Here is a 21,140-nt window from a genome sequence, read left to right as displayed (position 1 = left end):
TCTGGCAGCAATAAGTTTATCTGATAGCAAACCAGCCTTTTCAAATATAACCAAGGAAATCTCGTGGCACCGGTAGTAAATAAATCCGCAGCGTTGCACTCGGAAAGTCTCTCTGATGAAGAGGACAGTTTAGTTTCTCCCGCCGATACTTCTGACATAAATAAAACCTATATTATTCGCGGCACCCGCCGATTTATGCACGCCACGCTCGCGTTGTTTTGTGCCGGGCTTTCCACTTTCGCCGTGCTCTACTGCGTGCAGCCTATTCTGCCCGTTTTCTCGCAAAGCTTTCAGCTAACGCCTGCGCAAAGCAGCCTGTCGCTTTCGGTCACTACCGCCATGATGGCGCTGGGCCTGCTGGTGACTGGCCCGCTTTCGGACGCTATCGGCCGCAAGTCGGTGATGTCTGTTTCGCTGCTGCTGGCCGCATTCTTCACCTTGATTTGCGCCACGATGAACAGCTGGGAAGGCGTACTAACGATGCGCGCGCTAACCGGCCTGGCGCTGAGCGGCGTCGCAGCGGTAGCCATGACCTGGCTGAGCGAGGAGCTGCATCCGGTGTTCCTCTCTTTTTCGATGGGGCTTTATATTAGCGGCAATTCAATTGGCGGCCTGGTTGGACGGCTTTCTACCGGCATGCTGGCGGATCACTTTTCCTGGAATGTGTCGCTGTTCGTGGTTGGCCTGTTTGCGCTGGCAGCGGCCGCGCTCTTTTTCCGTTTACTGCCACCCTCACAGCATTTTCGCGCCAGCTCGCTGCGTCCGCGCAAGCTGCTGGTTAACTTTATGTTCCAGTGGCGGGATAACGGGCTGCCGATGCTGTTCCTGGTTGGTTTTATCCTGATGGGCAGCTTCGTGACGCTGTTTAACTATGTCAGCTACCGTTTCCTGGCCGCGCCTTTTTCCCTGAGCCAGACGGTAGTGGGTTTGCTTTCGGTAGTCTATCTGACCGGAACCTACAGTTCGCCAAAAGCGGGCGTAATGACGGCACGTTACGGACGCGGCGTAGTGCTGATGGGCTCTTTAGCGCTGATGTTGACCGGTTTAATCGCTACTCAGTTCACTACGCTATTTCTGGTGCTGCCCGGTTTGATGCTGTTTGCTGCTGGCTTCTTTGCCGCGCATTCTGTTGCCAGCAGTTGGGTAGGCCATCGCGCACGCCGCGCCAGAGGCCAGGCTTCCTCGCTCTATCTCTTCTTCTATTACCTGGGATCGAGCGTGGCAGGCACGCTGGGCGGCGTATTCTGGCACGGCTACGGCTGGGCGGGCGTCTCGGCCTTTATCGCTGTGATGCTGCTGGGCGGCCTGGCGCTGGCGAATAAGCTGCGCCAGATCCCGGTGCTGGTGAAGAAAGTTCGCTAATTTTACGGGGCGGCTCGCATTCTCCGCCCCGATCCTCTTCTGCTTAATTTACTTCCCTCTGCTCAACCATTAAGCTACTGCCACTTTTCTGGTTCCTGCCGTTGCGCGGGGATTATCGTTCAAGGATAACCGCTATGTCGCTTCATCTCTGGCTTGCCTATGCCGGTATTATCGCCGTGCTTATCGCCGTGCCCGGCCCTTCTGCGCTGATCAGCATGACGCACGGCCTGCGCTACGGAAGACGCCGCGCGCTGGCGACGGTGCTGGGCGGCGTCACCGCTGCGATGACGCTAATGACTGCTTCCACGCTGGGTCTGGGCGCGATTCTGGCCGCTTCCACCACCGCCTTTACGGTGCTGAAAGTGGTTGGCGCCGCCTACCTGATCTGGCTGGGCATCAGCGCCTGGCGCAACAGCACGCCAGCGGAAAGCATAACGCTAAGCAGCCAGCCGCAGGAGATGCCGGGCATGCTTAAACTGTTTCGCAAAGGCTACATGGTCGGCATCAGCAATCCCAAAGATCTGCTGTTTTTCGCCGCGCTGTTCCCGAACTTTATCGACGCCAGCCAGCCGCACGCTATCCAGTTCGCTACGCTGGCCGTGACCTGGGCCGTGACGGATTGTGGCCTGATGTTTGCCTACGCCTGCGCTGGACGTCGCCTTTCCGCCGTGTTCGCCAGCCCGTCTCGTCTGCGCATCCTTAACCGCGCCGTTGGCGGCCTGTTTGTCTTCGCCGGCAGCGCGCTGGCAATCTCTGCCCGCTAATGAAGGATATCGAGAACCTACACGCAATGGCGCTCTTCGCCCGCGTAGTGGAGACGCTGAGCTATACCGAAGCAGCAAAACAGCTGGGGATTTCTAAATCGGCGATCAGCAAAGAGATAGCGGCGCTGGAGACGCGCCTCGGGACAAGACTGCTGCTGCGCACCACCAGAAAAATCGCCGTTACCGAAGTCGGCATGACCTGGTACCACTACTGCGCGCGTATTCTCAGCGAAGTAAAAAGCGCGGAGCTTTTTATCCGGCAATATCACGAAGAGCCAACCGGCAGCCTGCGCGTCGCCGCGCCGGTAACTTTCGGCTGCCAGTGCATCGTGCCGGTGCTGAATCAATTTGTGGCGGGCAATCTGCATGTCAGCGTGGATCTCGATCTTACCGACAGGCCGGTGAACCTGGCGGACGACAACCTCGATTTAGCCATCGTGATCCGCCGCGACAGACCCGAACATCCGCATACCTTGCCGCTGATGGATATTAGCTGGGGGCTTTACGCTGCGCCCGACTATCTGGCGCGTTTTAAACCCATCAATAAACCAGAAGACCTGACGCGCCACGACTTTATTTTGTTTCGCGGCCCGGCCCATACTCTTTCGCTGCCGTTTCGTAAAGAGAAGCAAAAGCGGGATATCGTGGTGCGCAGCCGTTTTCGCGCCAACAACAGTACGGCGCTGGTGAACTCAGCGGTAGCGCAAACGGGCATAGCCTATCTGCCGGACTATATCGCCGTGCAGGCAGCAGAGGAAGGGAAGCTAAGTCGGGTATTGCCGGAATGGGAAATGGATCTCTATCAATCCTGGATCTTAACCCGCGAAAACGGCCTGATTTCGCCACGGGTCAGGCTGTTTATCGACGCGCTGCAAAAAGCGCTGCGCTAAGAAAGGCGGAACCAGCGTTCCGCCTCAGACTATTAACAAAATTTAAGCGATGGAGGACCTGTGGCTGGAGCAAAGCATTACGGGCCATGGACGGCCCGTACTGAGCTGCCACGGATGGCGCTTTTTGCGTCTTTGCGGAAGACACAGGTCCTCCTGAGCCGGCACTGACATAATTTGTCATCAACCTCAGGCGGAACTAAAGTTCCGCCTGTACTCTTAGTAGTAGTTACCGTGGCGGTAGTCCCAGGTGGTGAAAGTATCCGACAGCATCGACATGATCTTATCCACGTCCAGGCCTTTGCGGATCAGTACCGGGCAAGGAGTAACATTGCGCTCGCCTTTCTGCTCCGGCACCAGCTTGCCGTTATCATCCACCATCGACACCATTACGCCCTGCTCGTAACGAGTTTTTTCCGACTCATTAGGCTGGATGGATTTCACATAGTCGTTAGCTTCAATAATCAGATCCGCCTGGGATTCGATACGCTCGCCGATGCCTTCCACCAGGCCGCGGTTGCCTTTGCCTGACGGGTTAGCCGAGCTGGCGAAAGAGAATTTACCATGGTTTTCCCACAGCTCTTTTGCCAGATTTTCGCCGGGCACGCCGAATTTAATGACGAAGCAGCTGGTATTACGGCGATCCATCATCAGCTCCTGTGAGCCATCATTCGGAATACGCGCTACGGCTTCTGCTTTCCATGGCAGGATGCAGCCCAGCAGCACGTCTTTGTCCCAGTGCTGCTGATACAGCGCTTCGACTTCCGGGTTCAGTTGCGCCAGCTCTTTCAGTTGCTCCAGCGAGCCACACAGCACTACGCCAGGCTTGTTGCGGTTGCGCTGCTTGGCTTCGAACTTACGCTCCAGCCCTCTGGCGTCGGAAGTCATAATGATGTAGCCCACTTTCGTCGGGCAAACAATCATGCCGCCGTCGGCAGACAAAATATTAACCGCTTCTGGCTGTAAGCCGCCGTTCCAGTGAATGGTTTTATTGCTCATGGTCGCACCTGCAAAGCTAGAGGGAAAATAGGGGGCCAGCGCTTTTGTTGCCTGACCGGATAACTTCATCCTGAACCTTGCCCGCTCTTTTCGCAACAGTCTACGGCATGTCCCCAGCATTGTTTCCAATGGGAGACAATTGTTGCCATCAGCGCCGCTACAAAGCGTTTGCCTGTTGCCGAATCGTACTGATGCTTATTTATCATATGCAGCCGAACCACTTCTGTTCCCGCGCCACCCACTTTTTTATCCTGAGTGAGAATACTATGCAGATCGCTTTTTTCACCGCCGCAGATCGACCGGGTTTAAGCAGCTGGTTTAACTCGCAGGCCGCTGTTACGCAATGGGCCGGGCCGGGCATCGCCTGGCCGCTGGAAGAGACTTTTCTCGCCAGCCTGGAGAATTCCGCCAGCCAGCAACCTGCCAGCCTGCTGACCTTTGTCGGGAAGATTCATGGCGAGCTGGCCGCCGTCTCACAGCTGGGCTTTGACTGGGATAATCACCTGGCCTGCATCTGTCGGGTAGTGGTCAATCCGGCCATGCGCGGCAACAATCTGGCGGAGAAGCTGCTGCAACAATTGATCGTTACGGCTTTTAAACAGCAAGCCATAGAACGTATTGAGCTACGGGTTTATACCTTCAATCAGGCGGCGATACGCACTTACGAGAAGTTGGGCTTTGTGCGGGAAGGCGTACAGCGACAGGGCGTAGCGGTAGGCGAAGAGCGCTGGGATTGCGCGCTATACGGCATGCTGCGTCAGGAGTACTTTATGCGCAACGTAGCATAAGAACGTTGATAACTTCCCTCTTCCTTATTGCTTGCCCATTTTTGGGCAAATGATACACTGACGTCATCGTCAACTGAATTGTACAACTCAGTTGTTAATTTCTTGAACCGACGTACAAAGGGGCCCCTTATGATGACGCTGACTTTCTCTGATGTGCGTCAAAAATTCTCCAGTGTTCTGGATGCAGCGATCAAACAGCCAGTAACAATTACTCGCCGCTCTGCACCAGACATGGTTGTCATTACGGCAGAGCAATTTGCTGAGCTACAGCAGGCCAAATTTGAAGCCTCACTAGCCCGTGTAACCAATAAGCCTAAAAATCAGGCCTTATTTAAAGAACTTGCTGACAAATGATTTTCTTTTTAACTGTAGAACAAGTCATTTTTATCCATGACTTGCAGTTAGAAGATTATGGCGGTTTGCCCGGTTTTCGTGACAGAGGCCTGGTCGAAGGCATGGTTGCACGCGTTGAAAATCTTCGGGTTTATCAGGAAGAAAATGATCTATTCATTTTGGCCGCTTCCTTATTACTTTCGATAGTAAGGGGTCATGGCTTTAACGATGCAAACAAACGTACAGCTGCCGCTTGTGCAATGATTTTTTTAGATATGAATGGCATAACATTAACACCGGATGATGAATTTGCCGATTTTGTAGTAGAAGCCGCGCAGGGTATGCATGATGTAGAGACAGTTGCCAGCGAGCTTCGTAAGCTAACCTGACACCAGGTGACTTGCGAGTAGTAGCTGTTATTTAAAACAGAACCGAATTTACCGGCCTCTTTGCCTGAAATTAATTCGGCCCCCGCTCCGACTTGTACCTGTTCAAAGGGAGGCTTTTTAATTAAGCTGATTTTACTAAACCGACCATGCCTGTCAGCCCGGGATTAGTTTTTCCGCTTTTAGCTTATCGAACAGCGCAAAGAAGGCGTCTCGCGTCGACTGATAGCCGGTAAAGCCCGCCTTGCGGCTTTTGCTGACGTCGGTAATCACCTCCATCGGGCGCCCCAGATCGGCATCGGTATGCCACCAGGAAACCAGCCTGCCAATGTCCGCCTCTTTCAGATCGAACTGCTGCGCGATGTTTTTCCACTGCTCTGCCGCTGCGTCCATGCGCCCTTCCAGCGGCTGCATCTCATCGGGATAAGGCGCGGCTTCGATGCCGAAATAGTCGGCGATCTGGCTCCACATCCACTGCCAGCGGAACACATCGCCGTTAACCACGTTGTAATCTTCGTTCTGCGCTGAAGGCGTGGTAGCGGCCCATTCCAGCTGCTGCGCCAGCACGCTTGCGCTGGTCATGTCGGTGACGCCTTCCCACTGCGTTTTTGAGCCAGGGAAAACAAACGGCTGGCCAGTCTGTTTGCAAAGGCTGGCGTAAACGGCCAGCGTCTGGCCCATGTTCATCGCGTTGCCCAGCGCGAAGCCGATAATGGTGTGCGGACGGTGTACGCTCCAGGTGAAGCCATATTTTTCTGCACCTGCGAACACTTCATCTTCCTGCGCGTAGTAGAAGTTATCGACCGGCTGGCGACCCTGCTCTTCACGGAATGGCGTTGTTGGCACTGCGCCTTTGCCGTAGGCATCAAACGGGCCAAGATAATGTTTGAGGCCGGTTACCAGGGCTACGTGGCCGCCTTTCAACCCATCGCCCAGCGCTTCGATTACGTTACGCACCATCGCGCCGTTTACGCGGATATTCTCTTTTTCGTTAGCCTGGCGCGCCCAGACGCTGAAAAAGACTTTATCCACTTTGACGTCCGCCAGCGCTTTTTTAACGGATTCCGCATCCGTCAGGTCGGCAGTTAGCGAGGTGCAGCCTGCCGGAATGGCTGTGCGCCCACGCGAAAGACCGTAAACCTGCCAGCCATCGCCAGTGAGCTGTTCTGCCAGCGCGGTACCGATTACGCCGCTGACGCCAACAATAAGTGCGCGTTGTTGCATATTTTCTCCTCCTGATTGCGATATCAGTAAGCTTAATAGAGAATTAAAAGCTTATTTCAGGTAAAAATTCACACTATTAGTGAATATAAGGCACAAATCATGGCCAATCAGGATCGCCTTAAGGACATCACACCTTTTGTTGCCAGCGTAGAACACGGCAGTTTTACGGCGGCCGCTGGCTCGCTGCATTTGACCAGCTCGGCCGTCAGTAAAAGCGTGGGGCGACTGGAAGCGCGGCTCGGTTCGCGGCTGTTTGAACGCACTACGCGCAGGCTGACGCTAACGGATGCCGGTCAGGCCTTTTATGAAACCTGCACGCGAGTACTGAGCGAACTAACGGAGGCGGAATCCGTATTAGCAGCCCAGCGTGCAAGCCCCGTTGGACGGCTGCGGATTGCTGTACCCAATACCTTTGGTCGTATGCGGGTTATGCCTTTAATCAATGAGTTTTGTCGGCAGAATCCTGAGATGCAAATCAGCCTTTCCTTCTCCGATCGCTTTGTCGATCTGTTTGAGGAAGGCATGGATATCGCAGTGCGCATTGGCGGCTCAATCGATTTTCCACCTTCGTTGGGCTATCGCTTTTTAGGTAATGAGCGGCTGATTTTCTGCGCTTCGCCGGACTACCTGGCGCAGCACGGCATGCCGGATTCTTTCCAGGCGCTGACCGGGAGACGGGCTATTGTTTACGATCGCGTCGATGGCAGCACCAGCCCGTGGCATATCGGCTCGCCGGATGGGCGCACGATAACCCGAACCATGCCTTACAGAATGGCGCTGGGCGATGGTGAAGCCCAGGTCGCCGCCGTCACGGCCGGGCTGGGCGTGGCGCAAATGGCGACCTGGCTGCTGGAAAAAGAGTTAGCCAGCGGCGCGCTGGTGCCGATCCTGCCAGAGCTGGCGATAGAAGGCCTGCCGCTGTTTATTGTCTGGCCGCGCAGAAAGCAGCTGCTGCCAAAGGTTGACGCGCTGCTCGCCGCGCTGGATCGGCTGGAAATCAGTCAGTAGAAGGCTTGTTAACGTTAATGCGCCATGGCACGCCGAATTTATCGATTAGCGTGCCGAAGCCGGCAGCCCAGAAGGTTTCTTCCCATTCCAGCGTCACTTTACCGCCCTGCGACAGATTATCGAACCAGCGTTTGCCTTCGGCAGGATCGTTGCTCGACAGGCTGACCGCAAAACCGGTGTAGTTAACTGCTTCCACGCTGTCGCATAGCTGCAGTTCGCCATCGCCGACGTGCAGCAAGGCATGCATGATTTTATCGTCGCCAGGCTGCTCCGCGCTTGGGCTGTTCTGTTTCTGCGGCTGCTGTTTTTTCTCAGCCGGTACTTCGCCCCAGGTTATTTTATAGGTCAGCTGGCCGCCGGTGGCCTGCAGGTAAAAAGCGATAGCCTCTTCACAGTTGCCCGCAAAGTACAAATAGGGTGAAAGTTGCATTACGTCTCCCTTGTTCTGGTTGGGTGTCTGGATTTGAACCTCAGAGAAAGTGTAGCCAGGAAGCGGAAGCTTGCTGATTTATTGGTGAATTCTGGATACTTTTAACAGTGCTGGTTTTTTTCTGCCTACAAACCGCTGCCGTCGCAAACGGGGGAGTAGTGCCAATTTTAATTGGAATTTAACTGTTGTGGCATCAGGAACGGATAGTCTGTCTGGCTGAACTTAAGATAAGATAGTTGTTTTTTTATATTGTTTGCCACGACAACAGATATAATACCAAACTTACATGACAAGACATTATATTTGTCGCCAACCAGAAACTTTTATAGTACGGACCGGGCATGGAATGAGTCATTAATATTCAGGCCATATAGTACGCATCTTTATTTAATTATATTTTACAAGAAAAAAATCATCTACACCAGGAATAGTAAATCATGAAAGTCACAGAATACAGCCACATCATTAATAAATATGAAAAATTACCCGAATCAAACCAGCAGCCTTCTACCTCCAGGCTTAGTCATCTTACTTTGGTCACTAACTGCCCGACGGCCAGCTTATCGCCCAAACAACAGCAAGCCTGTCAGACAGCAAAAGTAAAAGAACAAAGCAATTTCGGGGCTGGAATAGATATACTAACGCATACATACAGAACACAACGTCTCTCACCTGAAGATATAAAAAATTTACTTCTTACCTCTAAAGACATAAATAATTATATTCACAATTCTGAATGCACCAGGCTAGATAAAGGAAGAGAAGGAATTAATAGTTTTGCAGCAGCACAAGTCAACAAAACGATAAAAGAGAAATATTTTAAATGTTTAATTAACGATTCTGACGCGCGGCAAGCAGTCAGGAATCTGGATGATAAACAAAAAATTGCTTTTTTAAAACTGATTAGTACTGATGAAAAATATCGGACTACAAGTATGCTGGCTGATGCAGGAATTCTTAAAGAGCGGTTAATCGTTCGTCATTATAATGTTTTTGATGAACTAATTAGTGAAGGTATTGACCTTGAACATATGGAAGAAGCCGAAGTTAAAGAGTGGATGGATTTAACAAGAGTTAACTCAGGGATTTTTATTAATTGCCCCGAACAACGAAAAGAAATGAGGGAATCAACAGAACGGGCAATCACAACGTTAAAAAGTGATTCATTTATACGCGCTTGGCTAAAACAGGGGTTTTCTACGGCAGCAGAACATAAAGAGTGCATGGGGCTGGCAAAAAGTCTAATTAACTGCCAATATTCAAACTTATCAAATATGACTTTGGCGCATATTAACTTTGATAATGCTGATTTAACAGGATCAAACTTTGACAACAGTAAATTATTCCGATGCTCGATTGATATTGAGAATATTGAAAATGTTTCTATAAATAAGACAGTGTTTGAGGAATGTGGGTGGGGGTGCGATTCTGATTCTGATTCCGATTATGATTATGATTCCAATTATGATTCCGATTATGATTTATAAAAATTTGTATAACAGAAATTAACCTGTCAGGAATTGGCGTCGTTGGCTCAATAGGGAAAAACTGTATTAACAATATTTAAGGATAATTACCTTTTATCGACTGGTTATTGTCGTCAAGGCTACAGGTCGTTATCACCTTTGAATAAAATATCCTGAAATAGCGGTTACAGCTCCCCGGGAAACGCTACTCATGGGATTAGATGAAACCAGAGAATGAGCCAACAATGCTTCGCCTTTTTAAATAACTGTTTTAAGACAACCAGATTCGGATAAGCTTTGGGCATCACTTGTCCTGAAATTAACGAAAGAACGCAGGCGCGAGCTGCTCTGCCTGCAGCCGCACCTGCGCATATAGGGGTTATTTCACTTCAGTCAGTTTTTCGATATCCGCGCTGCCCTGCTGTTCAGCATCGTTTTTACGCACTTTCGCCACATCGCTGGCGCTGACCTGTTCTTTAGCCGTGTTGCCCCAGCTGGTGCGGATAAAGTTCACCACGTCGGCAACCTGCTGGTCGTTCAGCCGCCAGCCGAAAGCCGGCATGGTGATGGCCGAAGGCGCATCCTTCACGCCCGGCAGCGTCGCGCCGCTAATCACAATGTGGATAAGCGAGGTTGGATCTTCTGCCAGCACCACCGGGTTGCCGCTGAGCTGCGGGAAGAAACGCTTATAGCCGCTGCCGTCCGTTTTGTGGCAGGCGGCGCAGCTATCGACGTAAAGCGCTGCGCCCGGCTTGCTGTCATCGCCTTTCCACAGCGCTTTCGCTACTTTGTCGTCTGGCGTAAAGCCGACCTGGTTCAGATCTTTCGCGCCCAGCGATTTCAGATAGCGCGCGATAGCGATGATATCTTCGTCGCTCAGGTGTTGCAGGCTGTGCTGCACCACTTCGGTCATGCCGCCGAATGCTGCGGTATGATCGTTGCGGCCAAAGCGCAGGAACTGCGTCAGATCCTCTTCGCTCCAGCGGCCCAGACCGTCACGGTTATCGCCGCGCAGGTTATTTGCCGTGAAGCCGTCGATCGGCGAGCTGCTGCCGGAAAGATAGTCGCTGCCCTCGCTGTCATTCAGCGCTTTTTCCTGCATGGTGAAGCTGCGTGGCGTATGGCAGGCGCCGCAGTGGCCCAGCCCTTCCACCAGATACTGGCCGCGAGCCAGCGTCGCATCCTGGCCTTTAATCGGCTGGAAGGCCTTTACGTCCGGCGCAAACAGGCCGCGCCAGATCGACAGCGGCCAGCGCATTGATAGCGGCCACGGGATATCGCTTTCGTGATTGGCTGCTTCAACCGGTTTTACGCCATGCATAAAGTAAGCATAAAGCGCGTGCATATCCTCATCGCTGACTACCGCGTAAGAAGGATAAGGCATTGCGGGATAGAGCGTGTCGCCGTTTTTCGCCACGCCATGACGTACCGCTTTCTCGAAGTCGTCATAGCTGTAGTCGCCGATGCCGGTTTTTTTGTCCGGCGTGATATTGGTGGAGTAAATATTACCGATTGGCGTCGCCATCGACAGACCGCCAGCAAAAGATTCTCCACCCATTTTGGTGTGGCAGGCCACACAGTCGCCCGCGCGCGCCAGATATTCACCGCGCTTGATCAGGTCGGCACCGTTGTCGTCCGCCGCCATCGCGGCAAAAGTAGTCATGCCCAGCAGCAGAGCCGGGATCAGCATTTTCATCATGGTCATCCTTACGCCTGCACCAACGGACCCGGGTTTTTCAGGTACTGTTCACGAATCGCTTTAGCCGACCAGTAGGTCAGCGCCGCCACCATGCCGGTTGGGTTGTAGCCCAGCCCCTGTGGGAAAGCGGAAGCGCCCGGCACAAATACGTTATGAACGTCCCAGCTCTGGAGATAGCGGTTGATGGCGCTGGTTTTCGGATCTTCACCCATGATCGCGCCGCCGTTCATATGCGTAGTCTGATAAACGGTGGTGTCGAAATGCGTGCCTGGCATTTTCGGTGAGCCGCTAATCAGCTTCGGATTCATCGCCTCGGCAATTTTGTGCATGCGACTATGCATAAACTGCGACATTTTGATGTCGTTTTCCTGCCAGTCGAAGGTCATACGCAGCAGCGGCTGGCCGAAAGCATCCTTGTAGTTCGGATCCAGATCCAGATAGTTGTTGCGATAGGACTGGTGCGCGCCGTGAGCATCCATAGAGACGTGATGCGTATAGTGATCGGCGACCGACGCTTTCCACTTGCTGCCCCAGTTCGGCGTGCCCGGAGGCGTCGGTAAGCCAGAAATCGGCTTCACGCCCGCCTGGTTGACCCAGAACGGCGAACCGCCGACAAAGCCGTACTTGCCATGATCGAAGTTATCGGCATTGAAATCATCCACGCCCACGCCTGCGCCGCCCGCACCGATAAAGTTATTGGTAAATACGTCTTTATCGAAGAAAGCCTTGATGGTGGAGATGTTCTGATAAGCGAAGTTGCGACCAACGACACCTTCGTTAGTAACGGGATCGTAAGGCTTACCGATACCGGACAGCAGCATCAGGTGCACGTTATGGAACTGGAAAGCAGAAAGGATCACCAGATCCGCAGGCTGTTCGATCTGGCGGCCCAGCGCGTCAACATAGGTAACACCGGTAGCGCGCTTTTTATCATCGGTAAGATTCACGCGCAGTACGTTAGCGTTTTCGCGCAGCTCGAACTTCGCTTCCTGTCGCAGCGCAGGCAACACGTTCACGTTCGGTGAAGCTTTGGAATACATATAGCAGGCGTAGCCACTGCAGTAGCCGCAGAAGTTGCACGGCCCCATCTGCGCACCGTAGGTATTGGTATAAGGCCCGGAGGTGTTAGCGGAAGGCAGATCGTAAGGATGGTAGCCTACGGCTTCCGCAGCCTGCGCGAACATCTGCGCGGAGAAAGTCCGCTTTTGTGCCGGAAGCGGGAATTTGTCGGAGCGATCCGGCGCGAACGGATTGCCTTTGCCCTGGCCGATCACTTTGCCTTTGACGCTCCATTCGGAACCTGAGGTACCGAACACTTTTTCCGCCTTGTCGAAGAACGGCTCCAGCTCGTTATAGGTAACGCCGAAGTCCTGAATGGTCATGCCTTCAGGAATAAACTTTTTGCCGTAACGCTCTTCATAGTGGCTGCGCATCCGCAGTTCAATGGGATCGACGCGGAAATGCACGCCAGACCAGTGCAGACCCGCGCCGCCGGTACCTGTGCCTGGCAAAAACGCCGCAAGCTGGCGATAAGGCTGCGCGGTCTGCGCCGAATTGTGCCGAATGGTCACGGTGCTTTTGGAGAGATCCTGGAACAGCTTTTTACGGATGTTATAGGTCAGCTCGTCGATTACCTGCGGGTAGGCACCGTCAGGATAAGTATCGCGATGCGGGCCGCGCTCCAGTGCAACTACGTTCAGACCCGCTTCGGTTAGCTCTTTCGCCATGATCGATCCTGCCCAGCCGAAGCCGACGATCACCGCGTCTACTTTTTTCATTTGGTTTGCCATTACGCTCTTTCCCCACGAATCGATACCGGCGGGAACGGATAGCGCTCACCGCGCTCAACCCAGTCCATAAAATCGGCGCGCGCGCCCGGAAAACCGATCAGCTGCCAGCCGACCATGTTTTGATTGCCGCCGTGAATAGGGTCGCTAAAGAATCCTTCGCGGGTGTTTTGCAGCAGAAAAGAGAAGAAAATCTTCGACGGCACCTGCTTAAAGTCCGCCTTGCCCGCTTCGAAAGCCTGTAGCAGCGCCTCCTGTTGGTCATGGCTAAGCTCCGCAAAGACTTTGCCATACTGCGCTTTGGCGAAAGCGTCCGCATCGGCCAGGCCCAGACGATAGATATCGCGCGGGATCAGCGGATACTGATAGCCCAGCTCTTTGTCGGCATCGGGATGGAAAGGCCCTTGCATATACCAGTTGGAACCGGTGGCGTAAGGCGTGTTCATCTGGCGGTCAATATACTCAGGCACGCCCGCTTCGAGCGCGCCGGGGCCGCGTTCATCCGCGGGGATCAGCCGCGCTACCGCAGCTTTAACAAAAGCATACTCTTCCGGAGTAAACCAGGTTGGCTGGTAATCGCGGGCTGTTTGCGGGCCGGCGGGTTCCGGTGCTGCTGCGGCAGGCGCTGGCGCGGTTAATGCGCCCAGGCCAGTGCTGCCAATCGCCACGGCGGGCGCAAGCGTAATGGTTCTTAGCAGAAAGTCCCTGCGGGAGCTTCCGATCTTCTCTTTCGACATGACATTGCCTTATCAAAATTGCCTGGTTTTTCGGCGAATAAGTATTTGCGGCTGGCGATCAGGTGACCTGTTTTTTTATAAAAAATCGGACGTCATCGTGATCTGTATCAATGTTACCGGTAACAATTACTGAATTTTAACAGGTATTGCCGCAAAAAATTAGCGTAAAGAAACAAAATCGCACAATTTCATTAACAAAAAGGAAAGAAGATACCCGGAGCAAAAATGCCGTGCGGAAGTGCCGATGTTTGAGAAGAAGGTTGAAGCCCGGAACAGGTTACACAGCCCAGGCTAAATAGCGGCATAGCAGCGCCGGGTGACAGTGCTTAATAACAATCAGGGAGGCGGGTTACTCGCAGCCGGATTGTTTTATCCTGCTATAAATAAGATTAAACTTTGTGCGGCTTAATATATCACCCTGTAACAAGGTAACTTCCTGATTTTTATCTTGCGAAAACAGCTCGTCCATACCGTTAAAAGCCAGAGCGTGCAGGCCACAGGCTGCATAAAGCTTTGCTTCTGGTGTGGCATCTTTGCTGCTGGCCAGTGAGATAAAAGCCGCTTTACCCGTGTTTTTTGCCGCTATTGCTCTGTAGAGTCTTTCGCCCTCGCTTTGCTGCCCGACGAAGCCATTCATGCCGACAGAAAACCAGCTTATTTTTTTCAGCCTGCTAAGATCCGCCTCGTTATCATGGGCCGGAGCGTTAAAGAAAAGAAAGAATGCAGCGACTGCTGCCAGCTCAGGTAAGAAGAACATCCGGTTTGTCCTTGTTAAATGCTCTATTCTACGAAGCTGGCATGACTAAAATGTTAAGTAGCTCAAAAATTTATTGCCTGAGGCCGAGCGGATTTCTCTGCCCGCCTCAGGCAAACTATTTTTTCACCTCGCTGGTGGCAGGCAAAGATTCGACCGCAGTAAAACCCGTTCCTGACCGAACCTTCCCGCCAACTTTTTCCTCGACATTAAACAGCTTGAGCCGCGTCTCCGAAGGCTGCGGGCGGCCAAAATAGTAGCCCTGGAACAACGTACAGCCTTCTATTTTCAGCTGTTCGAACTGCTCGCTGCTTTCCACGCCTTCCGCGGTGATCTGGATATCCAGACTGCGGCTCATACCTGTGATGGCGCGGATAATCGCCAGCGCTTCACGGCTTTCTTTCATATCGTTGATGAAGGATTTGTCGATTTTTATCTTGTCGAAAGGGAAAGATCGCAGATAGCTGAGCGACGAATAGCCAGTGCCGAAGTCATCCAGCGCGATACGCACGCCCAGCTTTTTCAGCTTTTGCAGAATGCGGATATTGGCTCTTGTGTTGTCCAGCAGCACAGACTCGGTAATTTCCACCTCCAGCCGGTGCGGTGCCAGGCCGGATTCCTTCAGCGCCGCTTCCACTACCGAGACCAGCGAGCTGTTTTTGAATTGCAGTGGCGAAAGGTTGACCGCCACGCTCTGGTGATCCGGCCATTTTATCGCTTCGCGACAGGCTTCGTGCAGGGCAAACGCGCCCAGCGAGTGAATCAGCCCGGTCTCTTCCGCCACCGGGATAAAGTCCAGCGGCATGATCAGCCCCTGCTTCGGATGATGCCAGCGCATCAGCGCCTCATAGCTGATGATCTGCTGGCCTTCGCCGTCGGTAATTGGCTGATAGTAGAGCTTCAGGTGCCGGTGGGTCATCGCCTCGCGCAGATCGGTTTCGATCATGCGGCGCTTGCTGGCGGCTTCTCCCATTTCGTCAGAGAAGTGCTCAAAGCGGTTACGCCCGTTGCGCTTGGCCTCGTACAGCGCCATATCGGCACAGCGCAGCAGTTCGTCTGGCGTGGTCAGGCCGCCTGCGGCGACAGAAATGCCAATGCTCAACCCCACCGAAAGATTATGCCCGTCCACGTTGAAAGTCGGCCGGATAACATCAATCAGGCGACGCGCTACAGCTTCGGCCTCTTCCATTTGCGACAGGCCGGGCAGCACTACGGAAAACTCATCGCCACCGTTGCGTGCCAGCGTGTCCTGATCGCGCAGGACGCTACGCAGGCGGCTGGCGACAGCACGCAGCAGATCGTCGCCAACCTGATGACCCAGCGCGTCATTCACGTTTTTGAAATTATCCAGATCCAGGCAAAGCGCTGCTGTTTTTTTACCGGTATCAAAATCGGTACGCAGCGCCTCATTCAGCCGCTGGCTGAACAGCACGCGGTTCGGCAGGCTGGTCAGGTTGTCATGATGCGCCATATGGTGAATGCGGGCATCTGCCGCGCGCTGATCGGTAACATCATTGGCGATCAGCAGCACGTAGCTATTGTGTGCCTCGTTGCCGTTGATGATTGAGGCAGAGGCGCTGATGATCCGCTCGCCCCCCTGCGTACGCAATAGCTGCTCGTTCTTATGCACGCCTTCGTTGCGCTGTGCTGCGGTTGCTAACTGGGCGAAGTAGCTACTCAGTTCCGAAGGCATAAAGTCGGCCAGCCTTTTGCCGCTGACTTCCTTCATTTTTACGCCCAGCAGCTGTTCCGCCTTGCTGTTCAGCAGCAGCACCTCACGCGAGATGACATCTTCCACCATCACGCAGGAAGGGATATTGGCGATAATGGTGTCGAGAAATTTCGACAGCGAAGCCATTCTGTTGCTGTTTTGCTCCGCCAGATCTTTCGCTCGCAGGATCTGTTGTTCGTACTCGCGTACTTCGGTGCAGTCGCGGGTGATTTTGGCAAAGCCAAGCAGCTTGCCTTCATCCGTATGGATAGCCTCTATCACCACGTGCGCCCAGAACGCGCTGCCGTCTTTACGATAGCGCCAGCCCTGGTCTTCGAAGCGACCAACGCTTTGCGCGATCGACAGGTTTTTATCGGGCAGGCAGGCGAACCGATCCTGCGCGCTGTAAAAGCAGGAGAAGTGCTTACCAATAATCTCGTCAGCTGTATAGCCTTTAGCGCGGTGCGCGCCGGCGTTCCAGTTCACTACATGCCCCTTGGGATCGAGCATATAGATGGCATAGTCGGTGACACCTTCCACCAGCAAACGAAATACCTGCTCTCTTTCACGCTGTTCGCGCAGCGTACGCTGCTGTTCCGTACAGTCGCGGGTAATTTTGGCGTAGCCAATCAGCTTGCCGTCGTCGTCGTGAACGGCATCGATCACTACGTGTGCCCAGAAAGAAGTGCCATCTTTGCGGTAGCGCCAGCCCTGTTCTTCGAACCTGCCGGTGCGATAGGCGGTTTTCAGATTGGTTTCCGGAAGCTTAGCCAGCCGGTCCTGAGTGCTGTAGAAGCAGGAGAAGTGTTTGCCGACGATTTCATCGGCATTGTAGCCTTTGGAACGCCTTGCGCCTTCGTTCCAGTTTACAACGTAGCCGTCCGGGTCGAGCATATAGATGGCATAATCCACCACGCCTTCCACCAGCAGGCGGAATTTCTGTTCCTGGGCCCGCTGCTCCGCGAGCTGTGCCTGCTGTTCGGTACAGTCTCGGGTGATTTTAGCAAAGCCGATCGCTTTGCCCTCGTCGTCGTAAATGGCGTCTATCACCACATGCGCCCAGAAAGCGCTGCCGTCTTTGCGGTAGCGCCAGCCTTCGGTTTCAAAGCGGCCCTTTTCCCGGGCGATAGCCAGACCGCGCTGCGGCAGCCCTTTTTCCCTGTCTTCCATGCTGTAGAAACAGTCAAAATTCTTGCCGATAATTTCTTCCGGCAGATAGCCTTTCGCCCGCTCCGCGCCCGCATTCCAGTTAGCCACGGTGCCGTCAGGCTCCAGCATATAAATAGCGTAGCCGACCACGCTCTGCACCAGCAGACGGTACATTACATCATTGTTTTTATTCATTCTCTTTCCGCCTGGGGAACGCCGCCCCGAAGAAGGCCTGGCCTGCCGTGAGATCCGTAGGGGCAAGCTGCCTTTTCTGAGAAGATCGTGCGCCGCTGTTCCCTGTAAACCTTGCTGAATCAGGCCCCGGTGCCTGAATGTGCTTTATAGTTATCGGCTTCGTTTAAATAATATTCAGCATTTATTTTTCTCTTTGCCGCTCAGAGAGATAAAACAGATTTCAGCTTAAAAAAACAGGGCTGATAAGCAATAAAATCCGAATTATTACCAAAATGGGCAAACTGACACCGGCGGATACAAAGGACATAAGACCGGTAACAACTAATGGCGTTATATGGAGGGGTAATCGTTCTGGAGTCGCTATGTTTAAATCCTTTTTTCCCCGGCCCGCGCTGTTTTTCAGCAGCGCCGCCGCCTGGTGCGCCTTTACTGTTCTGGTCTGGTTCGCAGGCGGTAAAAGTTGGCTGTTTCACTTTGCACCGTTTGCCCATGCCGGGCCGCTGCCCAATAACGCGCTGCGCTTTATCGCGCCTTCGGAAATCGCTTTTTATCTCTACTATTTTACCGCTTTTGCGCTGTTTGCCGGGTTCTGGCGCTGGTTCAGCCCGCATCCCTGGCAGCGCTGGTCGGTAGCCGGTTCGGCATTGATTATTTTTGTCACCTGGTTTTCCGTGCAGATGAATGTGGCCGTCAACGCCTGGTACGAACCCTTTTACGATCTGATTCAGAGCGCACTGACCCATCCCAATTCGGTGCAGATCGCCACGCTTTATCAGCAGCTTTTTGGCTTTCTCAGTATCGCGCTGATTTCTGTATTCGTGGATGTGCTGAATCTGTTTTTTATCAGCCACTATATTTTTCGCTGGCGCACGGCGATGAATGACTACTACATGATGCACTGGTCGCGGCTGCGCGGGATCGAAGGCGCCGCGCAGCGCGTACAGGAAGATACTATGCGTTTTGCCTCCACGCTGGAGGATATGGGCGTTAGCCTGATCAATGCCGTAATGACGTTAATCGCCTTTCTGCCGGTATTGGTTGGGCTGTCGGTGCATGTTAAAGATGTGCCGCTGCTGGGTAATTTGCCCTATGCGCTGGTGATTGCCGTCGTGCTCTGGTCGCTGCTGGGCACCGGCCTGCTGGCGGCGGTCGGCATCAAACTGCCGGGCCTTTCGTTTCGTAATCAGCGGGTGGAAGCGGCCTACAGAAAGGAGCTGGTCTACGGCGAGGACGATCCTGCACGTGCCAGCCCGCCTACGGTGCAGAACCTGTTTGGGCTGATACGTAAAAATTATTTTCGCCTTTACTTTCACTATCTCTATTTCAATATAGCCCGTTCGCTTTATCTGCAGCTCGACAATGTTTTCGGCCTGGTGGTGCTGTTTCCTTCCATAGTGACCGCCGCCATTACTTTTGGACTGCTGCAGCAGATCAATAATGTCTTTGAACAGGTGCGTGGCGCTTTTCAGTATCTGGTCTATTCGTGGAGCACGCTGGTTGAACTGCTCTCGATCTACAAGCGTTTGCGGCTGTTTGAACAGGTGCTGGACAGGGAAATGCCTACGGAAGAAACAGACCGCGTTTCCGCCGGCTAGCGGAAACGCGAAAGCTGGTTCGGGCTACGGCTGCCCGGCCAGCGCGGCAAAGACCTGCTCAACCGCATAAGCGCCAGGATCCTTCACGCCGTTAAGGCTCTCCTGATTCAGGTAGGAAGAACGGCCTGCCTGCGCTTTGCTCATTTGCGCCGTTTTCTCCGCGCCTTCTTTGGCCGCCTGCGCCGCCGCCTTAAGTCCTTTGCCCGCCACCAGCACGGCGAAAGCAGGCTCGAGCGCGTCGATCATAGTGCGATGGCCTGGCCGCGCACCGCCATAATGCTGCATGCGTTCCAGCCCGTAGCTCAGCGCCTGTGCCAGCTCTTCGCCCGCTTCCAGCTTCTGACCAGCGGCGGTAAACATAATCGACATCAGCACGCCGCTGGAACCACCCATCGCTATCGCCAGCTCTTCGCCAACCAGGGTCAGCAGGCTTTCCGGCTCGTTCAGCGGCAGCTTTTTCGCCTCAAGCTGCTGAAGAATTTTTGTTGCGCCAGCGGCAAAGGTGGAACCGGTATCGCCATCACCGACTTTTGCATCCAGCTGATTAAGTTCCTTTTCCAGTTCCGTTAGCGTGTGGCAGATCCCCGCCACAACGGCAGCCGTCTGCGCATTGTCAGAAGGGGCAAAGCTTTGCTGGCGGGCGGCTTTTTCCCCTTTAATGGTTTGCGGCGTAGCGGGTTTAAACGCCGGTTGCCAGCCGCTGGTCTCCACTGGTGCCTGTAATGCTTCCGCCAGCTCGTCGGTGAGCAGCAGCGTGGAAAGCGAAAAACCTTTCATATCCAGCGCGCTGACCAGCGTTGCCGGGCCGATCAGCAAAGCCACGTTTTTCCCCAGCGGCGAGCGCAGCACTTCGTGGGCCAGAACCGCCATTTCCAGTTCGGAAAAGCCGCCCAGATTATTGATCAGCAGCGCGGTCTTTTTGTTTTCCGGGTTATGTTCAGCCAGCTTCTCCGCTATCAGTGAGACAATTTCACGGCTATCCTGAGTTTTCAGCGTCGTGATCCCCGGTTCGCCATGAATGCCCATGCCTAATTCGCTTTCTCCTTCTTTAACCCGTTCGTCGCGTCTGTCACCCGGTACGTGGCAGCTACTGAAAGCCAGGCCAAGACTGGCGGTAGCGGCTATCGCCTCGTTAGCCGCCGCGGCGACCTCTTCCAGCGATTTGCCGCTGGCCGCAGCATAGCCAGCAACTTTATGGATCAGCGCAGTGCCTGCAATGCCGCGCGGCTGGGGATTATCCGGCAGTGCGATATCATCCCTAACCATCACCAGCTCGACGTTGAAACCCAGCTTTTTGGCTTTTTCCGCCGCCAGGCCGAAGTTGAGACGATCGCCCGTGTAATTTTTGACGATCAGCAGACAGCCTTGCTCGCCCGTGACGTTGATGATGGCGCTGAGTACCGCCTCAACGCTCGGCGAGGCGAAAATATCGCCGCAGACAGCAGCAGTAAGCATACCTTTGCCAACAAAGCCGACATGGGCTGGCTCATGGCCGGAGCCGCCGCCGGAAATCAGCGCTACCTGCTTTTTATCCCAGTCGCTGCGTACCACTACCCGAATATCGGGGCCGACATCAAGCAGGCTGAGGTTATGATACGGAGTAGCGGCCAGCGCGCCCTGCAGAGCTTCGCTGACCAGATCGTTTTTCTGGTGCATAAAGAACTGACTCATAAATTTTTCTCTTTTCGCTGAACCCGAGTCACTAACTGTAGCTGAATTCTTGCTGCGGCCGCGTCGCGCTACACGCCAGCTTTTCTGCCGCAAAAGAGAAAAATCCTTTTATTTGCCGGTCACATTTTTTGCGGCTGCCGACGAAAAAACAACAGTATATTTTATCTTTAACTGTCGCCTGCAAGCCCGTTTTTT

18 protein-coding genes are annotated in these 21,140 nt (G+C 53.6%); 9 read left to right on the top strand and 9 right to left on the bottom strand.

What is annotated here, in order from left to right; translation table 11 throughout:
• Positions 1–63 precede the first annotated feature (63 nt).
• The 3 genes from ACETPC_RS15830 (at position 64) to ACETPC_RS15820 (ending at position 3,016) form a co-directional block, all read left to right on the top strand.
• The gene (locus ACETPC_RS15830; RefSeq protein ID WP_380182907.1) at positions 64–1,362 is read left to right on the top strand and encodes an MFS transporter; all 1,299 of its coding nucleotides are present in this window, start codon (positions 64–66) and stop codon (positions 1,360–1,362) included.
• A 134-nt stretch (positions 1,363–1,496) separates the two neighbouring features.
• Complete coding sequence (locus ACETPC_RS15825; RefSeq protein WP_380182905.1) at positions 1,497–2,126, top strand: LysE family transporter; 630 nt, start codon at positions 1,497–1,499, stop codon at positions 2,124–2,126.
• On the top strand, positions 2,126–3,016 hold the full coding sequence (locus ACETPC_RS15820; RefSeq protein ID WP_380182903.1) for a LysR family transcriptional regulator: 891 nt from the start codon (positions 2,126–2,128) through the stop codon (positions 3,014–3,016). The genes ACETPC_RS15825 and ACETPC_RS15820 overlap by 1 nt, the downstream gene beginning before the upstream one ends.
• Before the next feature lie 216 nt (positions 3,017–3,232).
• On the opposite strand, the gene ACETPC_RS15815 is transcribed toward ACETPC_RS15820, so the two are convergent.
• Positions 3,233–4,012 carry an L-threonylcarbamoyladenylate synthase gene (locus tag ACETPC_RS15815; protein ID WP_380182901.1) on the bottom strand — a complete coding sequence of 260 codons (780 nt, stop codon included), beginning with the start codon at positions 4,010–4,012 and terminating at the stop codon, positions 3,233–3,235.
• Between the two features lie 191 nt (positions 4,013–4,203).
• On the opposite strand from ACETPC_RS15815, the gene ACETPC_RS15810 reads away from it, so the two are divergent.
• From ACETPC_RS15810 to ACETPC_RS15800, 3 genes are all read left to right on the top strand, one after another.
• The gene (locus ACETPC_RS15810) at positions 4,204–4,800 is read left to right on the top strand and encodes a GNAT family N-acetyltransferase (RefSeq protein WP_380182899.1); all 597 of its coding nucleotides are present in this window, start codon (positions 4,204–4,206) and stop codon (positions 4,798–4,800) included.
• A 129-nt stretch (positions 4,801–4,929) separates the two neighbouring features.
• The gene (locus ACETPC_RS15805; protein WP_380182897.1) at positions 4,930–5,154 is read left to right on the top strand and encodes a type II toxin-antitoxin system Phd/YefM family antitoxin; all 225 of its coding nucleotides are present in this window, start codon (positions 4,930–4,932) and stop codon (positions 5,152–5,154) included.
• Complete coding sequence (locus tag ACETPC_RS15800; RefSeq protein WP_380182895.1) at positions 5,151–5,522, top strand: type II toxin-antitoxin system death-on-curing family toxin; 372 nt, start codon at positions 5,151–5,153, stop codon at positions 5,520–5,522. Before ACETPC_RS15805 ends, ACETPC_RS15800 begins: the two co-directional genes overlap by 4 nt.
• Before the next feature lie 153 nt (positions 5,523–5,675).
• Here ACETPC_RS15800 and ACETPC_RS15795 read toward each other — a convergent pair whose 3' ends face one another.
• Positions 5,676–6,743, bottom strand: a complete 1,068-nt coding sequence (locus ACETPC_RS15795) for an SDR family oxidoreductase (RefSeq protein WP_380182893.1) — start codon at positions 6,741–6,743, stop codon at positions 5,676–5,678.
• Between the two features lie 99 nt (positions 6,744–6,842).
• Between ACETPC_RS15795 and ACETPC_RS15790 the strand changes: the two genes are divergently transcribed.
• Complete coding sequence (locus ACETPC_RS15790) at positions 6,843–7,751, top strand: LysR family transcriptional regulator (RefSeq protein WP_380182891.1); 909 nt, start codon at positions 6,843–6,845, stop codon at positions 7,749–7,751.
• On the opposite strand, the gene yjdN is transcribed toward ACETPC_RS15790, so the two are convergent.
• Positions 7,741–8,181, bottom strand: a complete 441-nt coding sequence (yjdN, locus tag ACETPC_RS15785; RefSeq protein WP_380182890.1) for a VOC family metalloprotein YjdN — start codon at positions 8,179–8,181, stop codon at positions 7,741–7,743. The genes ACETPC_RS15790 and yjdN overlap by 11 nt on opposite strands.
• 437 nt (positions 8,182–8,618) lie before the next feature.
• Between yjdN and ACETPC_RS15780 the strand changes: the two genes are divergently transcribed.
• The gene (locus ACETPC_RS15780) at positions 8,619–9,668 is read left to right on the top strand and encodes a pentapeptide repeat-containing protein (RefSeq protein WP_380182888.1); all 1,050 of its coding nucleotides are present in this window, start codon (positions 8,619–8,621) and stop codon (positions 9,666–9,668) included.
• A 358-nt stretch (positions 9,669–10,026) separates the two neighbouring features.
• Here ACETPC_RS15780 and ACETPC_RS15775 read toward each other — a convergent pair whose 3' ends face one another.
• The 5 genes from ACETPC_RS15775 to ACETPC_RS15755 form a co-directional block, all read right to left on the bottom strand.
• The gene (locus ACETPC_RS15775; protein ID WP_380183049.1) at positions 10,027–11,343 is read right to left on the bottom strand and encodes a c-type cytochrome; all 1,317 of its coding nucleotides are present in this window, start codon (positions 11,341–11,343) and stop codon (positions 10,027–10,029) included.
• 11 nt (positions 11,344–11,354) lie between these two features.
• Positions 11,355–13,136 (bottom strand): GMC family oxidoreductase, encoded by a 1,782-nt coding sequence (locus ACETPC_RS15770; protein WP_380182887.1) that lies wholly within the window; start codon positions 13,134–13,136, stop codon positions 11,355–11,357.
• On the bottom strand, positions 13,136–13,870 hold the full coding sequence (locus tag ACETPC_RS15765) for a gluconate 2-dehydrogenase subunit 3 family protein (RefSeq protein ID WP_380182885.1): 735 nt from the start codon (positions 13,868–13,870) through the stop codon (positions 13,136–13,138). The genes ACETPC_RS15770 and ACETPC_RS15765 overlap by 1 nt, the downstream gene beginning before the upstream one ends.
• A gap of 349 nt (positions 13,871–14,219) precedes the next feature.
• Positions 14,220–14,627, bottom strand: a complete 408-nt coding sequence (mchS3, locus tag ACETPC_RS15760; protein ID WP_380182883.1) for an MchS3 family protein — start codon at positions 14,625–14,627, stop codon at positions 14,220–14,222.
• 115 nt (positions 14,628–14,742) lie between these two features.
• Complete coding sequence (locus ACETPC_RS15755) at positions 14,743–17,679, bottom strand: EAL domain-containing protein (protein ID WP_380182881.1); 2,937 nt, start codon at positions 17,677–17,679, stop codon at positions 14,743–14,745.
• Between the two features lie 362 nt (positions 17,680–18,041).
• On the opposite strand from ACETPC_RS15755, the gene sbmA reads away from it, so the two are divergent.
• Entirely contained in the window at positions 18,042–19,274 is a 1,233-nt protein-coding gene (gene sbmA / locus ACETPC_RS15750; protein WP_380182879.1) for a peptide antibiotic transporter SbmA, read from the top strand.
• A gap of 24 nt (positions 19,275–19,298) precedes the next feature.
• Here the strand turns inward: sbmA and ACETPC_RS15745 are convergent, their stop codons facing one another.
• Positions 19,299–20,945 carry a dihydroxyacetone kinase subunit DhaK gene (locus ACETPC_RS15745; protein WP_380182877.1) on the bottom strand — a complete coding sequence of 549 codons (1,647 nt, stop codon included), beginning with the start codon at positions 20,943–20,945 and terminating at the stop codon, positions 19,299–19,301.
• Positions 20,946–21,140 lie beyond the last annotated feature (195 nt).

The organism is Pantoea sp. sgz302252, from assembly GCF_042610525.1.
GTDB lineage: Bacteria > Pseudomonadota > Gammaproteobacteria > Enterobacterales > Enterobacteriaceae > Erwinia.
This window is presented reverse-complemented; position numbering and strand designations above follow the sequence as displayed.

Coding starts and splice junctions, on each gene's coding strand:
- sbmA (WP_380182879.1), top strand. CDS start 18,042: ATGTTTAAATCCTTTTTTCCCCGGCCCGCGCTGTTTTTCAGCAGCGCC.
- ACETPC_RS15815 (WP_380182901.1), bottom strand. CDS start 4,012: ATGAGCAATAAAACCATTCACTGGAACGGCGGCTTACAGCCAGAAGCG.
- ACETPC_RS15790 (WP_380182891.1), top strand. CDS start 6,843: ATGGCCAATCAGGATCGCCTTAAGGACATCACACCTTTTGTTGCCAGC.
- ACETPC_RS15805 (WP_380182897.1), top strand. CDS start 4,930: ATGATGACGCTGACTTTCTCTGATGTGCGTCAAAAATTCTCCAGTGTT.
- ACETPC_RS15745 (WP_380182877.1), bottom strand. CDS start 20,945: ATGAGTCAGTTCTTTATGCACCAGAAAAACGATCTGGTCAGCGAAGCT.
- ACETPC_RS15755 (WP_380182881.1), bottom strand. CDS start 17,679: ATGAATAAAAACAATGATGTAATGTACCGTCTGCTGGTGCAGAGCGTG.
- ACETPC_RS15765 (WP_380182885.1), bottom strand. CDS start 13,870: ATGTCGAAAGAGAAGATCGGAAGCTCCCGCAGGGACTTTCTGCTAAGA.
- yjdN (WP_380182890.1), bottom strand. CDS start 8,181: ATGCAACTTTCACCCTATTTGTACTTTGCGGGCAACTGTGAAGAGGCT.
- ACETPC_RS15770 (WP_380182887.1), bottom strand. CDS start 13,136: ATGGCAAACCAAATGAAAAAAGTAGACGCGGTGATCGTCGGCTTCGGC.
- mchS3 (WP_380182883.1), bottom strand. CDS start 14,627: ATGTTCTTCTTACCTGAGCTGGCAGCAGTCGCTGCATTCTTTCTTTTC.
- ACETPC_RS15780 (WP_380182888.1), top strand. CDS start 8,619: ATGAAAGTCACAGAATACAGCCACATCATTAATAAATATGAAAAATTA.
- ACETPC_RS15820 (WP_380182903.1), top strand. CDS start 2,126: ATGAAGGATATCGAGAACCTACACGCAATGGCGCTCTTCGCCCGCGTA.
- ACETPC_RS15775 (WP_380183049.1), bottom strand. CDS start 11,343: ATGAAAATGCTGATCCCGGCTCTGCTGCTGGGCATGACTACTTTTGCC.
- ACETPC_RS15800 (WP_380182895.1), top strand. CDS start 5,151: ATGATTTTCTTTTTAACTGTAGAACAAGTCATTTTTATCCATGACTTG.
- ACETPC_RS15810 (WP_380182899.1), top strand. CDS start 4,204: ATGCTTATTTATCATATGCAGCCGAACCACTTCTGTTCCCGCGCCACC.
- ACETPC_RS15825 (WP_380182905.1), top strand. CDS start 1,497: ATGTCGCTTCATCTCTGGCTTGCCTATGCCGGTATTATCGCCGTGCTT.
- ACETPC_RS15795 (WP_380182893.1), bottom strand. CDS start 6,743: ATGCAACAACGCGCACTTATTGTTGGCGTCAGCGGCGTAATCGGTACC.